Raw genomic sequence first — 21,777 nt, forward strand, 5'->3', positions numbered from 1 at the left:
CATCATGGAAGATATCACCTTGCAGCTGGACAGGGATATCCTGCAGTTGCAGGATAATGTCCTTCGTCATCGGCGTTGGCTTCATCGGCATCCGCAGACCGGTTTCCGGGAAGAGGATGCAAGGGATTACATTCTTCGGGCCTTAAGGGGCATGCATTTTGATAGGATCACTGTTTTGGCAGGGACTGGCATAAAAGCGGTCCTCCGGGGTACCGGTCCGGCCCGGACCCTGGCGTTTCGGGCGGATATGGATGCTTTGGCTGTTCCGGAGAAGACAGGGCTGGAGTTCGCCTCGGAGTATGACGGATTCATGCATGCGTGCGGGCATGACGGCCATATGGCCATGCTGCTGGGATTTGCACAATGGCTGTCCGAAAACCGGGACCATCTGAAGGATAATGTGGTGCTGCTGTTCCAGCCTTCGGAGGAGTCCGTGGGAGGAGCTTCTCCCATGATACGGGAGGGCGCCCTGGACGATCCGGAGGTGGACGTTATCTTTGGTTATCATATCATGCCGGAGGTTCCCCAGGGCAAAGTCGGATTGAAGGCAGGTCCGCTGATGGCTTCCACCTGTGAGTTCGGGATTGACATAATGGGAAAAAGCGCACACGGGGCAATGCCGCAGAAGGGGATAGATGCCATTCTGGCGGCTTCTTATTATATTGCCATGCTGCAGGGGATCCTGACCCGGAAGGTAGACCCTCTTTCCCAGGCACTGATTACCGTCGGAAAGCTGGAGGCGGGGCAGGCGAGGAACGTACTGGCCTCCAGGGCGCACATGGAAGGCATTCTGCGCACCTTTGACAGCAGGGTTGCGGAAAGCGTCAAGCAGGACATGATGGATCTTCTTGCCGGACTGGAGCGGAGTTGCGGTGTAACAACGGAATTTCGTGAGCTGGTCTATTATCCCCCTGTTGTCAATCATCCGGAATGGACAGCCCGGGTGAAGGAAATTCTTCCCCGGGACATGCTGTATCCCGTTCATCCCCTGATGATTGCGGAGGACTTTGCCTGGTATCAGCAGAAAGTTCCGGGGGTTTTTCTGTTCCTGGGGAGCCGGAACGAAGAGCTGGGATATATCCATCCCCTTCATTCCGATCGGTTTCAGTTTGATGAGGAAATCCTGCTGACGGGGATCCAGCTGGATAAAAATATTCTGCTTGGGCTGGGTGGAATTGTGGAATGATCATTGAATAATTGGTCAAACTCTGTTACAATGTTTAAAATAGTTACCTGAAGAGGAAACAACAAATCACGATAGAGGAAGGATGTTCGCATGGCTGGCGGTTTTTTTAATAAAATGTATTATGGCAATCCCAACAAGCCGGATTTGAAAAAGGAAGATGTCAAAACCGGACGTTTCAAAACTTTCTTTACGGTACTGCAGATCCGGTTCTGGCAGCTGATTCAGCTGAATCTGCTGTATTCCGTATTCTGGATCCCGGCATTTGTGGTGCTGCAGGGCCAGCTGCTGATTATGCAGGAGACCGGGGAGCCGATCAGTCTGCTGTTTTATTTGCTGATGATTCCCTGTCTGATGCTGATTGGTCCGGCGACGGCTTCGGTATCCTATATTCTTCGCAATTGGGCAAGGGATGAACATTCCTGGGTATGGAGTGATTTCAAGGATGCCTGGAAGGGGAACTGGAAGCAGGGATTGTTCATGGGACTGATCGATGGGATTGCACTTCTTTTGTTTGGCGTGAACTTTGTATTCTATGGTCAGATGGCAGGAAAGAATTTACTCTATGCGTTTTTATATTATTTCATGATCATGATTGCCATCCTTTTTACCATGATGAATATGTTTGTTTTTCCCATGATGGTGACCTATCGCCTGAAATTGAAGCAAATCATCAAAAATTCCTTTATTCTGACTATGGTAAAGCTTCCTTTTGCATTCCTGATTTTTCTTCTTTCTGCGGCAATTTTCATTGTAACACTAGCCTATCTGCTTTCAATTCCCTTTTTTGTGGTAGGCCTGACATTTCCGGGACTTATCATTGCTTCCTATGTAAACTGGATTTTTGACAAATACATCAATCCCAAGGTTACGGATCAGAAGGATCCGGAAAACGATAATGCAGAAATTGCGGATGCGGGCAATGGCAATGCGGGCGGTACAGGCAGGGACCACGCAGAAATTGAGAAGGGAGACGAGGGCAGCGCAGAAGTCGGGAATATGGGGAAGGAACCCCCGGAGGATGGCAGTCCGGAAAGTTGAAACGCGGATCCTGACCATGCAGTCCGTGAGGATGGAGGCAATCCTGTGGATCCGGTTCCTACGGAAGGAAACATGCCTGAAAAGAGCGTGGGGATGGTATGAAATGATACGGGATGATGTATATTCTCGGGGCTTTCAACCATACTAACTCCGGAGAGAGGAGGGGTGGTATGGAATCGGGAAAGAAGAAAGAGAAGAAGCAGGAAAAGCAGGAAGATCCGATGAAACTGGAAATCGCTGCAGGACTGGGCCTTTTGGATCAGGTCCGGAAGGAAGGATGGGGCAGCCTGTCGGCAAAGGAGACCGGCAGGATAGGCGGTCTTCTTGCCATGCGCAGGAAGGAGCAAAGGCAGAAATCTTTCGGAAGCAGTGAAAAGGACGGCCTTTCCTGACGATGGGAGGGCAGGATAGGGTATGTATCAGGAATTTGCCTATCTTTATGATACATTAATGAAGAGTGTGGATTATGAAAAATGGACGGATCAAATCGAAGCCATCTTCCGGCGGTACGGAGTAAAGCCAAAAGCCATTGTCGATCTGGCCTGTGGGACCGGAGGATTTACAAATTCCCTTGCAAAAAGAGGCTATCCGGTCATCGGAGTGGACCAGTCCGTGGACATGCTGAATGTTGCAAGTGAAAAATCCAGGGATTCCGGACGGAAAATTCCTTATATCTGTCAGGATATCACGGAACTGGAGTTGCACCACCCGGTGGATGCCATGGTGTGCATGTGTGACGGATTCAATTATATGCTGGATTCCATGGAATTTAAAAAGTGCCTGCAGGGAATTTACCGTTTTTTGAATCCCGGAGGCATTTTGATTTTTGACATCAGCTCCCATTACAAGCTGTCTGCCGTGGTGGCAAATCATACCATGGCGGATCCGGATAAGAATATCAGCCTGATCTGGCTGAATCAGTTTGACAGAAACTCCGGAATCCTGGAAATGAATCTTACCTTTTTTATCCGGCAGGAAGGTGGCTTGTACAGGAGAGTGGAGGAAACGCAGCTTCAAAAGGCATACCGGCAGGATGAAATTCTACAGTTGCTGAAGTCCTGCGGATTTTCCGGAACGGAATGTTTTGCACCGCTTTCTTTGGCCGCTCCGGGAAAAAAAAGCCAGAGAATTGTTTTTGCGGCAGTCCGCAGGCAATTGGAGGCGGCAAATATCCGGAATGATTCTGCAGGCAACGGTTTATAATAGAAGTATGTTAGAAAAATATGAGAATACTGAATTGACTTTTGTCAATTCGTATGGTAAACTGAATTTAGAATCAATTTTAGGAGGATTGTTCAAGTGGAAAAAGGGAAAGTCAAATGGTTTAATGCTACTAAAGGCTTTGGTTTCATTGAAAGAGAAGATGGCAGCGATATATTCGTTCATTATTCTGCTATCAATGCAGAAGGTTTTAGAACATTAACAGAGGGACAGGAAGTCACCTTCGATGTGGTGGAAGGCGAGAAAGGCCTGCAGGCTTCCAATGTTCAGGTGGTTTAAATAGAAAACGTATTGTAAGCCAGCAAATACCCCGGTGAATGTTTCACCGGGGTATTTCCATAGATGGAGTTTCCAATCAATTCCCAGGTCCCATTCCAATTCCGAAAATTCGGTTCCTGATGGTGGAGGCCGGAAATGGTTTATGATATAATGGAAACAGGTCATTTTCTTCCTGAACGAAACGCAATTAGGACAGGGAGAAAAGCAGCTTTGGAGAGGTGGCCTGAGGGAGGCAAATATGGCAAAGGAATTGTTTGCGAAAAAAGCCAACAAAGTCGTTCCGTTTGAACAAAACGGCGAATTTTTTTATCGAAAAGCAAGACAGCATGTTGAAAACAACAATTATATAAATGCTCTGAGCTATTATCGGAAAGCCATTGAAAAGGATCCGGAGAATTCAGAATATTCCCTGGATCTGGCAGAGGCCTTTACGGAAATGGGATATTTTCATGAGTCCAATCAGATTCTCTTTTCCGTGATGCAGAAGGATGCTTCCCGGGTTGAGTGCTTTTATGGCATAGGGTGCAATCTATTGGGCCTTCAGGAATATTCCAGGGCGGAGGAATGTCTGGAAAAATATCTGGATCTGGATGAATTCGGTCCATATTCCGAAGAAGCGCAGAATCTTCTTGAAGTCTTGCAAAGCCAGGAGTTCTATCTTGATCTGATGAACGATTTTGATCCCGGTAAGGAGAAAACATTCAACCACGCCGTAAGGGGAAAGGATTTTCTCGATCAGGGAGATTACAAGCGTGCAATCCGGGAATTGAGCAAGGTTGTGAAGAAAGAGCCGGATTTGATTTTTGCCAAAAACAATCTGGCGTTGGCTTATTTCTGCACCGGAAAATCGGACCAAGCCATTGAAATTTCCAGGGAAGTGCTTGCTGAGTATCCGCAGAACATCCATGCCAGCTGCAACGTCGCATTGTTTCTTTATGAAAAGGGAGAGAAGAAAGTCTGCGACAAGTATATGGATCAGGTTTTGAGCCAGAAGGTCGAGGATCCGGAAGAGCTGTACAAAATAGCGGTTACCCTGTGTGAAATGAAAAAACACCGGAAGGCAAATCAGATATTGAAGCAGATTCTGCAATACAAGCCCTATGACACCAACCTGCTTCACTATACGGCTGTTTCCTGTTACAACCTCAAGGCATTCCGGGCAGCTTACGACTATTGGGACAAAGTGGAGAAACTTGCTCCCAACAATACCATCAGCAGCTATTACAAGCATTATGTAAAGGGAATGATGAGCGGAGAGCGGAAATTCAAGGAGCTTCCTTATCATTTTCAGGTTCCGTATGATGAAATGATCCGAAGGGTCAAAAAAATCAATGAACTGCTGAAGCTGCCCAGAACGGACCTGGTGGACAAGTGGAGAAAAGGAGACAGTCTGCTTTCCCTTTTGAATTGGGGACTGGATCTGAATGATGTCCTGGTCCGAAAGGCAATTTTGCACGTTGTGGCTTCTTTCCGGGATGAGAAGGCAGAGCGGTTCCTGCGGGAATTTATTCTGCGCAGGTCGGAAGGGGAGGATATGATCCGGGAAGCCCTGGCTCTCTTGAAGGAAATGAATGCCCCTGAGCCGTTTCTTGCCTATGTGGACGATAATATGGTGGAAGTCAAGGTCCGTACTGCCCGGAAGCAGGGGCATGACAAGGAAGAAATCCTGAAGGAAATTCCCGATATGGCCATTTCCGGCATGAAGGCGCTGTACCTGAAGGACTTTGAGCAGGATGTCCGGGAAATTTGGAATTGTATTGTATATTATTGGAAGATACAGAATAACATGCCGGAGATCCGGAAAGCGGCAGGCTGGGCAGCGGCGCTGGAGCTGTTCTATTGTGTTCAGGAAGATATGCCCATAAATCGGACGGCTCTGGCGGATTCCTATCACGTTGCCTATTCCACCATGATGAACCACTATCGGTACATCTGTGAAGTGATTGAAAATACCGAAGTGTTGAATTCCTCCAGGGAGTAATCCAACCGGTAATCCTGTTGTCATAAGTTTTCTTCCCCGGAAATAGGGTGGATAATGAGTATGGAGGTTCATCCGGAGGGAAGAAATGAGGGAAAACAGGCAATCTTCACGCAGATATGGTTTTCAGATCGCCATGGCTTACATCGGGACGGTAGTCGGAGCGGGTTTTGCAACCGGGCAGGAGATTCTGCAGTTTTTTACACGGTTTGGTGCTTCCTCCTACTGGGGAATTTTCATCGCCGGACTGTTGTTTATCCTGGTAGGCCGGAAGGTATTGCTGTACGGCAGCGAGCTGCGTGCCGGCTCCTACAGCGTTTTGATCCGTCATGTGTTTGGAGTTGCCGCTCCGCTGGTCAATTTATATCTTGTCGTTTCCTATGTGCTGCTGTGCGGCGCCATGTTTGCCGGAGCCGGGGCATTGTTTGAAGAACAATGGAAAATCCCCTATTTCGTCGGAGCCCTGGTGACCGCTGTCCTAACGCTTTTTGTTACCCTGTGGGGGGTCCAGGGTGTTCTGGCAGTCAATACGGTGATTGTTCCGCTGTTGATCACATCTTCCGTCCTTGCCTTTGTTCATACGGTACGAAATCAATTTCTTCCTGCGGCGTCCCTGGAGGTCGTTGCACTGCCGGGAATCTTCCCGATTGTCCGGACGGGTCTGACTTATGCTTCCTTCAATCTGGTGTTGTCCATCGGGGTATTGGCACCGATGGGAGGCGCCACGCAGGACAGAAAATCCCTGTCCTTCGGCAGCCTGCTGGGAGGGGGCCTCCTGACCATTCTTTTGTGTATGGGAAATTATTCTCTTTTGCATTACATCCCGGAAGTGTTTGACAGGCAAATCCCTCAGCTGCTGATCGTGCAGGAAATGGGAAAGGCTTTCGTAACTTTTTATAGTCTGGTGGTATGGATGGAGATATTTTCCACATCAGTGGGCAATCTTTTTTCCATTCATACCATGATTCAGGAAAAATTCAAAACCAAATCAGCACTTCCGGCGATTGCAGCAACGGCGGCTGGGCTGATCATCTGTGCCATGGGATTTTCCAATATCATTTCCCGTTTTTATCCTATATTGGGCATTATAGGATTTGTATTATCCGTCCTGATTTTGATCCTGAAAGAGTGAACCTCTCCCATTGCTTAGCTGAAAGGCCGGAATTGGGGGCTTCTTTTCAGCTTTTCGAGCAGAATGGTTCGCTCATTCTCTTCCGGCTTTTCCAGGACCCATTCATAGGCCTGTCGGAGTGCCCGGCCGATCTTTTTTCCGTCTTCTGTTCCGATCCCGGCCGAAAGAACATCCTTTCCGTTTATCGCCAGATCCGAAGGAAATACGGGATCCTTGGCTGTCCGTATGACATCCAGAAGCCGGACGGCTTCCGAATGCCTTTTTTTCCTCTCAGGATTCCCACAGGGATCCTGCACGGCTTCATACCATTGAAGGATTTGTTCCATATCCGAAGGATTTCCGGCTCCCAGCAGTTTTCGCATGGAATACGGCGTCAGGTCCATGGTACAGAGACGGGAGTATCCGGACAGCAGATGCCGGATGTGTTGTATGGATTTTTTGCTTATACGCAGATTGCGAAGAGTACGCTGCAGCTGCATCGGATCTGCAGATGGGCGATACATCTGCAGCAGGGCCGCCAGCCGGATATCGGCACTTTCGGGAATCTTTTTAAGGACTTGCATTTCCTTCCCTGTACACGTTTTCGCTGCCTTTTTTTCCGTCGCGGCATGTGGATCGGTGCCGCCGGACAACAGAATGGGGAGGATACCGGTCTGCTGAAGCAATCGGACCCCCTTGTCCGGATGCGGGGAAAGCAAAAGGCGGACAAGCTCTTCCCGCATTCTTTCCCGTGATATTCTGTTCAGCCAGGTCCGGCATTCCGCTATGGCCCTTTCGGTTTCCTCCATCAGTTCAAAGTCCAGCTGAGCGGCAAGCCGGATCGCACGCAGGACCCGCAGCGGATCTTCCCGGAACCGTTCCTGTGGATCTCCCACGGTGCGGATCCTTTTCTGTTCCAGGTCCTCTTTTCCATGAAAGGGATCGATCAGGCCGGATGCCAGAAAGGGATTGTATGCCATGGCGTTTATTGTAAAATCTCTGCGCGACAAATCGGATTCCAGATCCGGCACAAATGTCACATGATCGGGATGTCGGTTGTCCGAATAACCGGATTCCCTTCGGAAGGTCGTGATCTCCACGGAAAGTCCGTCCATTCTTACGGCAATGGTACCGAACCGCTTTCCGGTTCGATAGGTCTGTTCCTTATGAAAGACGGACTCAATCTTTTCCGGCGGGAGGGACGTAGCGATATCGTAGTCGGAAGCGGTCCGGCCCAGAATCTGATCCCGCAGTGCGCCGCCCACCAGATAAGCCTGTCCTCCGGAACGCATGATGTGCGTCAGGATGGATTCCACCGCTTCCGATATTTTTATCGTCGTGATCATTTGTTTGCATCCATTCCTTTCGTTTCCTTTTTGTATATGTTTCTCAATTGACTGCCCGGATAATAGTGTTCGATGATCTCCTGCCAGTCCTTTCCCATAAGGGTCAGACCATAGGTGCCGTATTGGCTCATGCCCACTCCATGGCCATACCCCCCGCCCCGGATCACAATGTCCAGGAGATTGCCTTCCTTGTCCCGCTCAAAGTCAAAGCAGGCAAAAGCACTGGGCAGCAGGGGAAAGTCTTTTTGCACCGTCCCATCGTGGCATTGGAGCTCCACCGGTTTTTTACCGCGCAGATAATTCACTGGCTGCAGGGCCAGGCGGATATTGTATTCCTTTATGACCTTGAAGATGCCATACGTGGTGGTGATCTCCAGTTCCATGATATTTCCGCCTTTCCCTCTTTGCAGCACCCCAATATTCAGCAAAGTGCCCACGTCTTCCGGAATCGCCATGCTTCTGTAATCTCCATCCGAACATTTTGTCAGCACAAACAAAGGCTGCTGCCGGTATAAATCGGGCAGGCTTTTATTGAGAACGGCTTCCAGCTGTTCGCGGGTCATGGTAACGCTCCAGCGAAAAAAAGGAGAATACCGGTCAAATCCCGCAAGGTTTGCCTGGCTCAGAAAGGCACGGAAATTCTCTTCATGATACAGATCGGGAACATTGCCTTCGAACTGAGGGTTTGCGGTTAGATAAGGGACCTCTTCGGACGGAAATTCATTTTGCCGATTGCTCCAGACCTCATGAAAATTGGCGGTGTATCCGAAAGAGGTGGAGAAAAACCGGGTATCAACGATATTGTCCTGATACTCCGCCACAGCCCCGGATGTCTCGGTCACGGCCCGGGTGGCAATCGGTTCCTTACCAATGTTATTATATACCTGGCTGGCTGTGCTGTCATCCAGATGGGCTCCATAGGTCCGGTATCCGGAGGACTGCATGGCCCGGACGGCATAGGACCGTGCGGCAATTGCCTGAACCTTCAGCGCCTCCAGGCCAAACTTGACGGGCATTTCACTGGGGACCACAAGGCACAGGTATTTTTCCAGATTCACTTCATTGATCAGGGTAAGCTGACCATTCAGGTTTGCCACCTCCAGGCTGCCCTGGTAAAGAGTACCAGCCGAAGGGTCTGTATGGCTTCTCCATATGGTTTTTACATACAGCGGTTTTTCCTGCTGTGTTGTAATGTACCATCGAAAAATGGAGGAATCCAGAACCTGCCCGTTTTTGCAGACCACTGTTTTTTTGCCGTCCGGTTTGAATTCTGCGGTTTCTCCCTTTTGAAAGGAAAGGGATTTCCCGTTGGGAACCGACTGAACCGTGTAATTGTCCGGACAGGTTATTTCGATCCGGGAGTGAAGCGGGCTTTTATATTCACTGTCCTGAAGGAGAACCCGGATCCTTTCATAGGCATCCGGCGGCTGTCCGGACAGAATTGCCATCCTGCCGATGTGATCCGGTGTGCAGTAAAGGGTGGCTCCGGCGGATCCGATGGGGATACCATAGGATCCGGAAAAAACAAATTGATTGCCTTCCCTTGAAAAAACGGGAAAATCCTGCTGTATTTTGAAATAGCCCAGGTCCCTGTCTTCCAATACCGTATCGGAAAGCGACATGACCCTGGACAGGGACACTGGCTGCAATGCCTGGATGTCAATCAGTTTTCCTTCCACCGTGTGGAAACTGACGGGCTGACCGATTTTTATCTCCATTGCGGGACGGGAATGGATTTCAACAATTTGATTGCCAAGATCCAAAGCCCATATGGTTTGATTCTTTTCATCCGCCTTTTTTGCAATGGGGATGCCATGGGTATGGAAAGTTGTTTCAGGTAGCCCGGAGACCAGCCAGTGCTGCCCTCTTTTTACCATGGGAAGGGCGGTATGGATCTCTCCGGCAGGAAACAGGAGCGTAATCCGAACATTTCCATGCTTTTTGTCTGCCCCTTCCCAATGGCCCACTGAAAACTGCCTGATTTCGGATTCCTGAGCCAGGGAGAGGAAGGGATGTTTTGACAAGTCCGGTGTCAGCCACTCTATGCAATCCCGGCCTTCCGACAGTGCGGACAGGAACCGGTCGGCAGCTTTCTGCGGAGGCGACGGGAAGGAGCGAAAATACCAGATTAGGCCACCTGCCATCAGTGCAGCCAGCAAAAACAAAGCGGGGAACAGGAAATGTTTTTTCATTTTCATAGACTCACCTCATTGCCTGATTTATATATACCGGATCCGTAAAAGGATTATAACTGTACGGGCCGTTAATCCCGCAATTTCCCGGCAGAGCGAAAAAATTTATGCAAAATTGATGTGAAATTGAAATTAGGATATGGAGATGAGGGGGAATTCATGGTAAAATAGAACAAAGGGAGGGGACAAGATGTTAAAAAAACGACAAATCATGATGGCGCTTCTGATTATTTTTATATCATTATGGGGAAATAAACCGGCAGAGGCAAAGACGGCTGCTCCTTATTCCATAACAAATTATAAATCGAATGTTACATTGTATCCGGATGGTTCCGCATACTTTGATGAGCATATTACATACCGGCTGCTTCAGGAAAAAGTCCGGATTGAAAAGCCCATACCCATGTCCAATGCTTCCGGGGTCGAGGAGATGAAGGTTTTCCGTCAGGAGCAAAAGGACTCAGCGGACAAATCAAAAGCAACGGATTTGATCTCCTTGAAGCAGTCCGCGGAAAGCGGGAAGAACAGCAGGGATGTCTACCGGTATTTTCCGGCGGATAAGAAGGAGGAGGTTTATCAGATTGCTGTTCCGTTCCATGGGAAAAAGCGGGAGGAAGTGACGCTTGTCTACCGCTATAAATTAAAGGATACCGTGTATCTCTATAAGGATACCGCTGCCTTTCTCTGGCAGTTCATCCTCCCGGAGCAGAAAGTGGAAATCCGGAACCTGTCCGTGCGGATTACACTGCCTGAAAAAATTGCAAAGGATCAGATGGATGGTTATGTAAGCGGTTCCGCCTATGCGGAAAAGGAAGAGTCCGGGAATGGAACCTTCCGGATTACTGCAGGGAAATTAGGACCGGAGGAAGCTTTGGAAGTCGCCCTGCTGCTGCCCAATTCCCTGTTTCCGGATGGAAGGAAAACCATTGAGGACAATGCGAAGGGCACCATCGTATCCAATATGGCGGAATGGGAGGACGAAGCCACACGTGCCCGGAAGGAAGAAGATCTGAAATTTTACGGCGGATGGGCGATTGCAGTTCTGTCTGTGCTGTTGTCCTGCGGGACAGGCCTGCTGCTGTATTGGAAAGACCGGCGTAAGCCAGGGAAATCGGGAAAGGATAAAGCGAAGGGCCTGCCCAATGCTCCGTACACACCGGCGGAGCTGGGGGTTTTGCTCCATCAGGGGAAGATCGGGATCCGGGAATTTACGGCTACGGTACTGCATTTGATTCAAACCGGATATCTGGAGCTGCATTTTGACGAAAAGAAGGAAGGAAGCCTGATCCGAAAAGAAAAGAACGGGGAGGAAAAGCTCCGGCCCCAGGAAGAGTATGCACTTCAATGGCTTGTTGCGGAGATGGGGGACGGAAAGGAATTGTCACTGGAAGCGCTGAACAGGCTTCTGGACAATTACTCCGGCCTTCATCGGCAAAGAACCCTGAGGTGGGAAGACATGGTGAATCAGGAAGCTGCAAAATGGAAGTTTCAGGAAAGCGGGAAAAAGGATAAAGCCTGGGGATTGGGAGTCGTATTGATTGGCCTGTTGTCGGCAGGAGTGGCAGGATTTCCTCTGAAAAATCCCCGGGCAGGTATTTTATCCGTTCTGTTTGCCCTGGCTTTGGCCGGATATGTTCTGTCTCTTAAAAAAACGAGCGAATCCGGGATGTTCCAGATCGCCCAATGGCAGCAATTCAAGGATTTTCTACGCAGCCAGCTGTCGGGAGATTCCACCGGACTGCCTCTTGCCATCTGGGAGCAGTATCTGGTTTATGCAGTACCGCTTGGTATGGCAAAGGAAGTATTGGAAAAGCTTCCTGACAGTTATCCGCCCAGCAGTTTTGAGGACGGGAATCTGACGATACTCCATGCGGACAGCCGGTCCTGGCTCCTGAATATTCCTTCCGGACTGGAATAGGCTTTGGTTTATTGGCGCCACTTCAAATACTTTTTTTCCAGCCAGGCAACCCCCTGGTACATGATCGCCGCTGCAACCAGCATAATCGCAACGCTGGTCATCACCAGATCCAGCTGAAAGACCTGACCGCCGTATACGGCAAGATATCCCAGGCCGGCTTTGGATACCAGAAACTCCCCGACGATGACGCCGACCCAGGACATTCCCACATTGATTTTTAATGCCGAGATAATGGTGGGAATACTGGCAGGGAGTACAACTTTAGTGAGTACCTGCCGCTTCGTGGCTCCAAAGGTCTTCAGCAGCTTGATTTTATCCCTGCTGACTTCGAGAAAACCGCTGAGTACGCCGATAATGGTGACAATAATGGAGATCAGCAGGGTCATAACGAGTATGGCCCTGGTACCGGCACCGATCCATACAATGATAATGGGGCCCAGTGCCACTTTGGGCAGACTGTTCAGTACAACCAGATACGGATCGGCTACCTTTGCAATAAAATCCGACCACCACAGGATGATGGCGATAAGGGTACCCAGAATGGTTCCGACCAGAAACCCGACAATCGTTTCGTAAAGGGTAATGGAAACATGCTTCCACAGTTCTCCCGTCCGAAGGAGGTTTTGCAGGGTATGAAAGATTCGTGACGGCTGACTGGTGATGAAGGGATCGATCCATTTCAGGTCTGCCGCCACTTCCCAAAGAACCAGGAAGACAGTGAGAATGGCAACCTGTGTAGCCCGGATCGCGGTCTTCCTTCGTTTTACTTTCTTCAGATAAGCCAGATGTTCCGGAGATGCCGGCTTCCGGTCTGGAATTTGCGTATTTCTATTGGACATGGACATCCAGCTCCTTCCATATATGATTGAAATATTCCCGGAATTCCGAAGCTTTCCGCAGTTCCACAGGATTCCGGTTCGGTCCGGACAGCCTGATATCATAAATGCTTTTTATGGTACCGGGCCGCTTGCTCAGTACCAGCACACGGCTGGTCATACTGATGACTTCCGAGATATCATGGGAAACCAGCAGTGCTGTTTTGCCTTCTTTCCGGATAATGCCGGCCACTTCGTCCGACAGTGCCAGCCGGGTCTGATAATCCAGCGCAGAGAAAGGCTCATCCAGCAGCAACACATCGGGATTGATGGCCAGGGTGCGGATCAGGGCGACCCTTTGCCGCATTCCGCCGGACAGCTGCTGGGGATAGTGATTCCGAAAGTCTGCCAGGCCGTATGTTTCCAGCAAATGCAGCACTTTCTGCCTGCTTTCCTTATTGACCTTTCCCTGAATTTCCAGTCCCAGCATGACATTTTGCAGGATCGTACGCCACTCAAACAGGTGATCCTGCTGCAACATGTATCCGACCTTGCCGGAAGGGCCATCCACTTCCTTTCCTTCCACAAGGACCGTCCCGGACGTCGGCTTCATCAGTCCGGCAATCAGGGATAAAATAGTGGTTTTACCACATCCGCTCGGCCCTATGATGCCGATGAATTCTCCTTTTGCAACTGAAAAGCAAATGTCTTCAAGGGCAGGAGTCTCCCCTTCGAGGCTTTGATAATTTAAATTTACATGATTCAGCGTTACGATGTTTTTTTCTTTCATTCATGCCATACCTCCTCAAAAAGTCCCTGTTATATCCTATTCTGCGTCATCGAATATGTTCAGAAGGGACAGGGGGGATCCATGCGATTATCCTGTATAAAACGTGACCCTGTGTAAGACAATGGCAGAAGGATTTTTGCAATTTCTGTCGAATTATATCTTTCAACAGTGGACGGTCTCTGTTGGGATATTTTACAATTGAGATCATTCCAGGCAGAAAAAATATGGGCAGAATAGAAGAAAGGTGCTGTATGAAAGAAAAATTACATTTACGACAAAACTTACTGGTGGGCTCCCTGTTATTCGGATTGTTTTTTGGCGCAGGCAATTTAATTTTTCCGGTACAAATGGGACAGGCTGCAGGGAATCATACTTTGCCGGCGATGATCGGATTCCTGATCACCGGTGTGGGCCTGCCGGTACTGGGCGTGGTTGCCAGCGCGCTTTCAGGGAGTGAAAGCCTGTTTGATATGGCAAAGCCGGTAAGTTCCGGCTATGCGGTGTTGTTTACCTGTGCGCTGTACTTAACCATCGGACCATTGTTCGCAATTCCCCGTACCGCTACCGTTGCGTTTGAAGTGGGGCTTCACCCATTTGTTTCCGGAGAGCAGATCAAACCGGGTTTGTTCCTGTTTTCACTGGCCTTCTTCTCCCTGACTGTCTTTTTCACCCTGCGGCCCAGTCGAATCATGGATTGGATCGGAAAATACCTTACTCCTGCTTTTCTGATCCTTCTTTCCGTTTTGCTGATCGCTGTTTTTGCAAAGCCCATGGGAGATGCGGGCACATTTTCACCTCAGGGAGATTACAAAGCGAAGCCTTTTTTTACCGGGCTGCTGGACGGGTACAATACGATGGATGCGCTGGCATCCCTGGCTTTTGCCATTATTATTATTTCCGGCATTCAGAATCTGGGCGTCCGAAAGCCGCATTCCATTGCAGTGGAGACCTGCAAGTCCGGTCTGGTCAGCGTCTTTCTGATGGGTATTATTTATGCAGCCCTGGCGTATATGGGAGCTGCCAGCCCTGGCAGCATCAGCCGGGCGGACAACGGCGGCCTGATCCTGTCCATGGTCAGCCGCCACTATTTTGGCATCCCCGGGCAGGTGCTGCTGGCGGCAATTGTAGCCGTTGCCTGTCTCAAGACAGCGATCGGACTGATTACCGCCTGTTCGGAAATGTTCTGCAAGCTGTTTCCCAAATCCGTATCCTACCGGGGGTATGTGACTTTGTTCACGCTTTTATCCTTTTTCATTGCCAATTTCGGATTAAACAACATCATACAATGGTCTGTACCGATTTTAATGTTCCTTTATCCACTGGCGATTACTCTGATCCTGTTATCCCTGCTTGCTCCGTGGATTCACAGGCAGAGGGATATTTACCGATGGACCACGGGGTTTGCAGGGATTGCGGCTTTCTTTGATTTCTGCAAGGCTTTCCCGAAGCCTTTTCAGGAATTGCCGGCCGTAAAGCATCTGGTTCAGTTTGCAGAACGGATTCTGCCGGGTTTCGGGCTTGGATTTGGCTGGATTGTTCCCGCATTCTGCGGCTTTTTCATCGGATGGATCCTCCGGAGGATCTGCAAAAGGGAAAGCCCGGTTTAAAGGCTTGTCTTTCCCGGACTTTCCTTTCTGAACATACCAAATGGGTAACAAATGATCAGAAGGAGGTTATTCGACAGTGCCTCCCTCCACCACCAGGCTGTCAGGCCGGACCGCTTCTCCGTAAACAGGCGCCAGTGTTTCCTCATAATCTTTATGGAAGAAGTTTTCTCTGCCAAGGGTTTTGATTTCTTCATTCAGCCAGTTGAGCAGTTCTGTGTTGTCCTTCTGAACTGCCGGCGCGATGGTATCGACATTGCCAAGGCTTTCGATTCCCACGGTAAAGCCCTTGTTCTTAAGAGCCCAGGCAAGCACTTCTGTGTTATCTGTTGAGAAAGCATCGCCGCGTCCATCCAGCAGCGCATTGTAGGTTTCCGTGTATTGGTCGAACTTGAGCAATTCAACGCCAGGATAATTTTCGGTAAAATAAGTTTCTGCTGTGGTGCCTTTGGCGACGATCAGTGTTTTGCCCTTCAGCTGGGACATATCGGTGACCAGGGATTTATCCGGACTGACAATACCGAGGGAAACCTTCATATACGGAAGAGCAAAATCCACGGACTGTGCCCGTTCTTCCGTGACGGTAAAGTTTGCCAGAATAATATCCACTTTGGCGGTTTTCAGATACTCCACCCGACTGGCCGGTTCCACAGACACATACTCGACTTTTGCGCCCAGGTCCTTTCCGATTTGTTCTGCAAAATACACATCATAGCCCTGATAAGCGCCGTCGGAATCCACATACCCAAAGGGGGCTTTGTCGCTGAACACTCCGATTCGTATTTTTCCGCTTGTTTTGATTTCATTTAGTGACCTTGCCATACCGGTATTGTCCTTCGCACTTGATGCAGCCCGGCTTCCGGAAGCTGTATCATCAGAAGATCCTGTGCCTTTGCAGCTGACGAAAATCATTGGAACAATCATCAGCAGGGAAATCAGAGATAAAACCTTTTTGCGTCTTTTCATAATACTGCCTCTTTCCTATTGAAAATTAAAAATATTATTCAAAAACCTGTTCGCCCGCTCCGTTTTTGGATGGTGAAAGAATTCCCTCGGCTTGCTGTACTCAATGATTTCACCGTCGTCCATGAAAACAATATGGTCTGCAATCACTCTGGCAAATTGCATTTCATGGGTTACAATTACCATTGTCATCCCGCCCTTTGCCATTTCTAATACCACATTCAGCACTTCATGCACCATTTCAGGGTCCAATGCCGCCGTGATCTCGTCAAGCAGCATCAATTCCGGTTCCATCATCAGCGCCCGGACAATTGCCACCCTCTGCTTCTGACCGCCGGACAGCTGACGGGGATAAGCATCGGATTTATCCGGCAGGCCCACCCGTTGGAGCAGCTTTCGGGCAGCGGCTGTTGCTTCCGGCCTTTTACGGTCCTGTACCTTCGTTGGGCCAAGCAGTATATTTTCCATTACCGTCATGTGAGGGAACAGGTCGTAGCTTTGAAATACCATGCCTATTTTTTGCCGGACCTGATTCCATTGTGTTTTGCCATCTGTAATGATCTGTCCACCCAGCAGGATTTCTCCCGACTGAATGGGTTCCAGTCCGTTCAGGCATCGCAGGAGTGTGCTTTTACCACAGCCGGATGGACCGATGATCACCACAACTTCGCCTTTATGGATCTCCAGGGAAATATCCCGCAAAACCGGCTCCTTGTCATATGCTTTTTTTAAATGCCGGATTTCCAGCAGATTTTCTGTTTGTTCCATGTTTTCGCCCCTCAATTCTGCCATCTTTTTTCAATTCGGCCTGCCAGATGCGAAATGGGATAACACACGATAAAATAGAGAAAGAAAATCGTGCCATAGATCCATAATGCACCGGAAGGCGCTGTATAACGGTTCGCTTCAATGATTTGCTGGCCCACCTTCAATACTTCCACCACACCGATCAGGACAAGCAGGGAAGTGGTCTTTATCATGCGTGTCGTCAGGTTGATCGCCAGGGGAATCAGTCTTCGCACCGTCTGCGGTATGATGATGTACCGGTAAACCTGAAGATTGTCCAATCCCAGGGCCCTGCCACTGTCATACTGGTGTTTGGGTATGGAGATCAGGGCACCTCTTACCAGGTCTCCCATCTCCGCGGTACCCCATACCACAAAAACGATCAGGGCGGACAGCTGTCCGGAGAGATTAATGTGAAAGGCTCTGGCCAGGCCGAAATAAGCAAGAAACAGCAAAACCATCTGCGGCATAATGCGTACAAATTCCAGGTAAAGTCTGGTCAGTATCCTGACAACCGGATTTTTCAGGGTCATCAGCGTCCCCATGAAAATTCCCAGAACAAGGGAAAACAGCAGTCAAGGCAGTTTTTACCGTGATCCACAAACCGCCAAGCAGGCGAACAAAATTGTTTCCCTCAAAAAGTATCTGAATGCCCAAATCCTGCATAGCGCAGCCTCCTTTCCAACAGGGACGCGGCGATGGAGATCGGCAGCAAAATGACGAGATAGGACAGTGCCAGCATAAGCAGCGCCTCATCTGTCTTATAGTATAGCCCGATCAAGTCCTTTGCCACATACATCAGATCAGCCAGGACAACAACGCTGAAAACCGAAGTTTCCTTTATCAGAAAAATGATGTTGGCACAAAATGCGGGCACGGATATGGAGACAGCCTGCGGCAAAACAATATATCGAATGATCTGTGAGCGCCTCATACCAATACTGAGGCCTGCTTCCACCTGGCCTTTTTCCACCGACTCCAGTCCGCTTCGGAATGCTTCCGCCATATAGCTGCCTCCCAGAAAGGAGAGACCAACTATGGCGCATCCTTCAGAGCTGATTACCAGGCCCAGCTTAGGAAGGCCAAAGTACAAAAAGAACAGCTGAACCAAAAGCGGTGTATTGCGGGACAATTCGATGTAAATGGACGTAAGCGGTTTGAGTATCGGTATTTTAAAATACTGAATCAGGCTGCACACAAGCCCTGCCACCAGGGAAAAGAGGATTCCCCAGAAAGCAATCCGCAGTGTTCTTCCTGCTGCTTCAACGTACAGAGGCGTATATTTTATCATAAAATCAACATCCAAAATAAAAGTTCCTTTCCACGATAGTCTGAAAGTCAGGCCCGCATTTTTTTTACCCGTCCCATACCATGTGCTGATAGCCGACTTATCATATATGATAAGTATATAATAATGATATGATAATACTATATTTCTCAACGTGTGTCAATGTGAATGGAATCCTGAATCAATTTGAAAAAACAGGTTAACACAGGTTAACAGGTTTATGTTTACACCGGTCTTTTTTCCATATATAATAAAAGGGTCGTCCAAAAGATAAAACAGGGAGGGAGCACAGTGGGAAGGACTTGTCTTCAGGGAAGGAAAGCTTCGGCTTTTTTGCTGCTGGTTTTTGTTCTCTTTATTTTGTGTATTCTTCCCAATGACTTCTTCAACGAAGAGGAACGGGGGATGGGAAACTGTCCGGAGGCCGGGCGGGATTTTCCCATTCAGGAGGACTTTTTGGAACAAAGTTATGCTCTCCGACTTCCTGTTCCCCTTCCGGAAAACAAAACGTCTGATGAGCTGGTTCTGACCCGGGCAAAGGACAGATCCCTTCTGATCAAAAATGAATTTCTGATCCGGCTTCCCATTCTTTGCCGGATTCTGCTTGCCTGTCTGATGTTCTGGCAGCGAAGCTTCCGGAAATTTATGCATCGTTCCAAAGGCTGCACTTCGGTCCTTTCCCTGCGTATCGGGGGGCATGCTCCTCCTGCCTGTGTTGTTGCCGGATGAATTTTTCATAAAATCAGATGCGGGAAGGGAGTTATCAGATGAAAAACAGAAAACCGGTCTTTTTTATCATATTGATCATCACAGCCATCATGGCCTATACAGCTGCGTTCGGTCTGGTCATTCCTCTGGGCAGGGCTTTGGAGCTCGTTATTCCGGGGGCAAAGGACATACGGTTTGGCATTGATATCCGGGGCGGGGTGGATGCGGCATTTGAGCCGGTCAATCTGAAGCGGAAGCCTACCAGGCAGGAGCTGGAATCAGCACGCTCCATTATTGAAACAAGGCTGGACAATCAAAATATCCTGGATCGGGATGTGACCATAGATGACAAGAACGGTTATGTGATTGTGCGGTTTCCATGGCAGGCGGATGAAAAGGATTTCGATCCGGAAGCAGCCATCCGGGAGTTGGGTGAGACTGCCATGCTGACATTTCAGGATGAACAGGGAAATGTTCTGCTCAATGGATCCCATGTCAAAAAGGCAAATGTCGGTACGAATCCGGAAGACGGACGCTATGTTGTACAGCTTGAATTTGATAAAAAAGGGACACAGCTCTTCAGTGATGCGACAGAACGGCTGGTGAAACAGAAAATCAACATTTATATGGATGAGACCATGATTCAGTCCGCGGTTGTACAAACGCATATTCCCAACGGCAAGGCAATTATTGAAGGAATGAAGGGGATTGATGAGGCAAAGGCCCTTTCCGACAAGATCAATGCCGGAGCATTGCCCTTCTCCCTGACTGCCAAAACCCATTCCACCATCAGCCCGACGCTGGGAAGCGGAGCTCTTGAAGTGATGGTGCAGGCAGGAGGAACTGCGTTTCTGATAATCTGTGTTCTTTTGATCCTGTATTATCGTCTGCCTGGATTTGTCGCCTGTATTTCCCTGTTGATTCAGGTAGCCGGGCAGATTCTGGCCCTGTCCATACCACAGATTACCCTGACCCTGACAGGGATTGCAGGTGTCATTCTTTCCATTGGAATGGGCGTGGATGCCAATGTCATCATCTCCGAACGGATCAGTGAGGAGATGAAGTCCGGAAAAAGCCTGGGATATGCCATATCCCTTGGATTCAAGAATGCCTTTTCCTCTGTGTTTGACGGTAATATCACCGTGCTGATCGTTGGCGCCATCCTCATGATTTTTGGTTCCGGGTCTTTGCTGTCCTTTGCGTACACCCTGCTGACCGGTATCTTTTTCAATTTTGTTGCAGGGGTAACGGCATCCCGGCTGATGATCTATTCCCTGAGCCAGTTTGAGTTCCTGAAAAAGCCCAGGCTTTATACCTGCCTGTCAAGGAGGGTGACGTTATGAAGGTGATTGATTTTTACGGGAAGCGCTGGATCTTTTTTGCAATTTCCATGACCATATTGGTGATTGGTGTGGTTATGAGCTTTCTCAATGGCGTTCAGCTGGATATCCAGTTTAAGGGCGGATCCATGCTGAAGTACAGTTACAAAGGCAAAATCGATGCGGATAAGGCAGCGGATATTACAACGGATTTGACCAAACGGGTAGTCAGTACCCAGACGACAACGGATCTGTCGAGCGGGCAAAAACGACTGATCATCAACATTGCCGGAGATTACGGCCTGGATGTAAAGGATCAGGAAAAGCTGGATGTTGCGCTGAAGAAAGAATTTCCCGATGCAAAGCTGAAACTTTCCGAGTCCACCATGGTGGAACCCTTTTTCGGGAAGAAATTTCTCACCAACGGCATCAAGGCAATTCTGTTGTCCTCTGTCCTGGTGGTGATTTATGTGTGGTTTCGCTTCCGCAGGATTGGAGGCCTTTCCGCAGGAATTATGGCTCTGGTGGCTCTGTTTCATGACCTTATGGTGGTGTATGTCACATGTGTCATTTTCCGGATCCCCATTGGGGATTCCTTTGTGGCAGTGGCACTGACCATCATCGGATATTCCATTAATGATACCATCGTCATATACGACCGGATTCGGGAAAACTTCAAGAAATATCCGAAGGAGCCCATAGAAACGATGACCAATCTTTCCATCACCCAGTCCATGACGAGATCCATCAATACCAACCTTGCTGTTTTGATCAGCGTCAGTCTGGTTTTTATCCTGGCTCAGGTCAACAGTATCGAATCGGTGCAGAGCTTTGCCCTTCCCATGGCAATTGGATCCATCAGCGGGTGTTATTCCACCATTTGCATTGCGGGACCGCTTTGGGTGGCATGGAAAAAGCATAAGGGGACGGAACATAAAATATACCAATAATGCGGGTGTAATCAATAGTGCGGGTGTAATCAATAGTGCGGGTGTAATCAATAGTGCGGGTGTAGTCAATAACGCAAGTTTATCAGGAACGCAGGTATATCAGCAAAGTATCAGGAACGCAGGTATATCAGCAAAGTATCAGGAACGCGAGAATATCAATAGTATAGCTGAAATGCAGCTGAAATGATTCTTCCGAAAAGAGGAACGATGTACATCGTTCCTCTTTTCGGCCCTTTTTGCCACTTTCTCTCCGACCCGTTATATCTCTGTACAAAGGAAATTATT

Annotated in this window: 19 protein-coding genes and 1 pseudogene; 12 read left to right on the forward strand and 8 right to left on the reverse strand. The window is 48.9% G+C overall.

The features are described from left to right. The first annotated feature begins 4 nt into the window (after positions 1–4). From QBE55_09110 to QBE55_09140, 7 genes are all read left to right on the forward strand, one after another. The gene (locus tag QBE55_09110; GenBank protein ID WZL77714.1) at positions 5–1,186 is read left to right on the forward strand and encodes a M20 family metallopeptidase; all 1,182 of its coding nucleotides are present in this window, start codon (positions 5–7) and stop codon (positions 1,184–1,186) included. Between the two features lie 90 nt (positions 1,187–1,276). Further along, entirely contained in the window at positions 1,277–2,224 is a 948-nt protein-coding gene (locus QBE55_09115; GenBank protein ID WZL77715.1) for a DUF624 domain-containing protein, read from the forward strand. 170 nt (positions 2,225–2,394) lie between these two features. Then, positions 2,395–2,616 carry a small, acid-soluble spore protein, alpha/beta type gene (locus QBE55_09120; GenBank protein ID WZL77716.1) on the forward strand — a complete coding sequence of 74 codons (222 nt, stop codon included), beginning with the start codon at positions 2,395–2,397 and terminating at the stop codon, positions 2,614–2,616. A gap of 22 nt (positions 2,617–2,638) precedes the next feature. Continuing rightward, positions 2,639–3,427 carry a class I SAM-dependent methyltransferase gene (locus QBE55_09125; GenBank protein WZL77717.1) on the forward strand — a complete coding sequence of 263 codons (789 nt, stop codon included), beginning with the start codon at positions 2,639–2,641 and terminating at the stop codon, positions 3,425–3,427. 96 nt (positions 3,428–3,523) lie between these two features. Then, positions 3,524–3,724 carry a cold-shock protein gene (locus QBE55_09130; GenBank protein ID WZL77718.1) on the forward strand — a complete coding sequence of 67 codons (201 nt, stop codon included), beginning with the start codon at positions 3,524–3,526 and terminating at the stop codon, positions 3,722–3,724. A 238-nt stretch (positions 3,725–3,962) separates the two neighbouring features. Next, positions 3,963–5,705 carry a tetratricopeptide repeat protein gene (locus QBE55_09135; GenBank protein WZL77719.1) on the forward strand — a complete coding sequence of 581 codons (1,743 nt, stop codon included), beginning with the start codon at positions 3,963–3,965 and terminating at the stop codon, positions 5,703–5,705. An 85-nt stretch (positions 5,706–5,790) separates the two neighbouring features. Then, positions 5,791–6,834 carry a hypothetical protein gene (locus QBE55_09140; protein WZL77720.1) on the forward strand — a complete coding sequence of 348 codons (1,044 nt, stop codon included), beginning with the start codon at positions 5,791–5,793 and terminating at the stop codon, positions 6,832–6,834. A 14-nt stretch (positions 6,835–6,848) separates the two neighbouring features. Here QBE55_09140 and QBE55_09145 read toward each other — a convergent pair whose 3' ends face one another. Both QBE55_09145 and QBE55_09150 read right to left on the reverse strand, forming a co-directional pair. Continuing rightward, entirely contained in the window at positions 6,849–8,159 is a 1,311-nt protein-coding gene (locus tag QBE55_09145) for a hypothetical protein (GenBank protein WZL77721.1), read from the reverse strand. Next, positions 8,156–10,357, reverse strand: coding sequence for a SpoIID/LytB domain-containing protein (locus QBE55_09150; protein WZL77722.1), 2,202 nt, complete (start codon positions 10,355–10,357; stop codon positions 8,156–8,158). The genes QBE55_09145 and QBE55_09150 overlap by 4 nt, the downstream gene beginning before the upstream one ends. Before the next feature lie 184 nt (positions 10,358–10,541). Between QBE55_09150 and QBE55_09155 the strand changes: the two genes are divergently transcribed. Continuing rightward, a complete protein-coding gene (locus QBE55_09155; protein WZL77723.1) occupies positions 10,542–12,269 on the forward strand; it encodes a DUF2207 domain-containing protein in 1,728 nt (575 codons plus the stop codon). 8 nt (positions 12,270–12,277) lie between these two features. Here the strand turns inward: QBE55_09155 and QBE55_09160 are convergent, their stop codons facing one another. Further along, positions 12,278–13,108: an ABC transporter permease gene (locus tag QBE55_09160; protein ID WZL77724.1), complete on the reverse strand. Its 831-nt coding sequence runs from the start codon at positions 13,106–13,108 to the stop codon at positions 12,278–12,280. Beyond that, positions 13,098–13,874, reverse strand: coding sequence for an ABC transporter ATP-binding protein (locus QBE55_09165; GenBank protein ID WZL77725.1), 777 nt, complete (start codon positions 13,872–13,874; stop codon positions 13,098–13,100). The genes QBE55_09160 and QBE55_09165 overlap by 11 nt, the downstream gene beginning before the upstream one ends. A 251-nt stretch (positions 13,875–14,125) precedes the next feature. Here QBE55_09165 and brnQ point away from each other — a divergent pair, with 251 nt between their 5' ends. Then, entirely contained in the window at positions 14,126–15,481 is a 1,356-nt protein-coding gene (brnQ, locus tag QBE55_09170; GenBank protein WZL77726.1) for a branched-chain amino acid transport system II carrier protein, read from the forward strand. A gap of 66 nt (positions 15,482–15,547) precedes the next feature. Here brnQ and QBE55_09175 read toward each other — a convergent pair whose 3' ends face one another. From QBE55_09175 to QBE55_09190, 4 genes and pseudogenes are all read right to left on the reverse strand, one after another. Further along, positions 15,548–16,444 (reverse strand): cysteine ABC transporter substrate-binding protein, encoded by an 897-nt coding sequence (locus QBE55_09175; GenBank protein ID WZL77727.1) that lies wholly within the window; start codon positions 16,442–16,444, stop codon positions 15,548–15,550. Positions 16,445–16,459: 15 nt separating this feature from the next. Further along, positions 16,460–17,209, reverse strand: a complete 750-nt coding sequence (locus tag QBE55_09180) for an amino acid ABC transporter ATP-binding protein (protein WZL77728.1) — start codon at positions 17,207–17,209, stop codon at positions 16,460–16,462. 11 nt (positions 17,210–17,220) lie between these two features. Then, positions 17,221–17,893, reverse strand: a pseudogene (locus QBE55_09185) (amino acid ABC transporter permease). Next, positions 17,862–18,533 carry an amino acid ABC transporter permease gene (locus tag QBE55_09190; protein WZL77729.1) on the reverse strand — a complete coding sequence of 224 codons (672 nt, stop codon included), beginning with the start codon at positions 18,531–18,533 and terminating at the stop codon, positions 17,862–17,864. Before QBE55_09190 ends, QBE55_09185 begins: the two are co-directional and overlap by 32 nt. Positions 18,534–18,806: 273 nt before the next feature. Here QBE55_09190 and QBE55_09195 point away from each other — a divergent pair, with 273 nt between their 5' ends. From QBE55_09195 to secF, 3 genes are read left to right on the forward strand one after another with little or no spacing between them, the layout of a single operon-like run. Continuing rightward, a complete protein-coding gene (locus QBE55_09195) occupies positions 18,807–19,244 on the forward strand; it encodes a hypothetical protein (protein WZL77730.1) in 438 nt (145 codons plus the stop codon). 38 nt (positions 19,245–19,282) lie between these two features. Beyond that, a complete protein-coding gene (secD, locus tag QBE55_09200; GenBank protein WZL77731.1) occupies positions 19,283–20,566 on the forward strand; it encodes a protein translocase subunit SecD in 1,284 nt (427 codons plus the stop codon). Further along, positions 20,563–21,492 (forward strand): protein translocase subunit SecF, encoded by a 930-nt coding sequence (gene secF, locus QBE55_09205; protein ID WZL77732.1) that lies wholly within the window; start codon positions 20,563–20,565, stop codon positions 21,490–21,492. The genes secD and secF overlap by 4 nt, the downstream gene beginning before the upstream one ends. The last annotated feature ends 285 nt before the right edge of the window (positions 21,493–21,777 follow it).

This window comes from Eubacteriales bacterium mix99 (assembly GCA_038396605.1).
In the GTDB taxonomy this organism is placed as follows: Bacteria; Bacillota; Clostridia; order Caldicoprobacterales; family DTU083; genus UBA4874.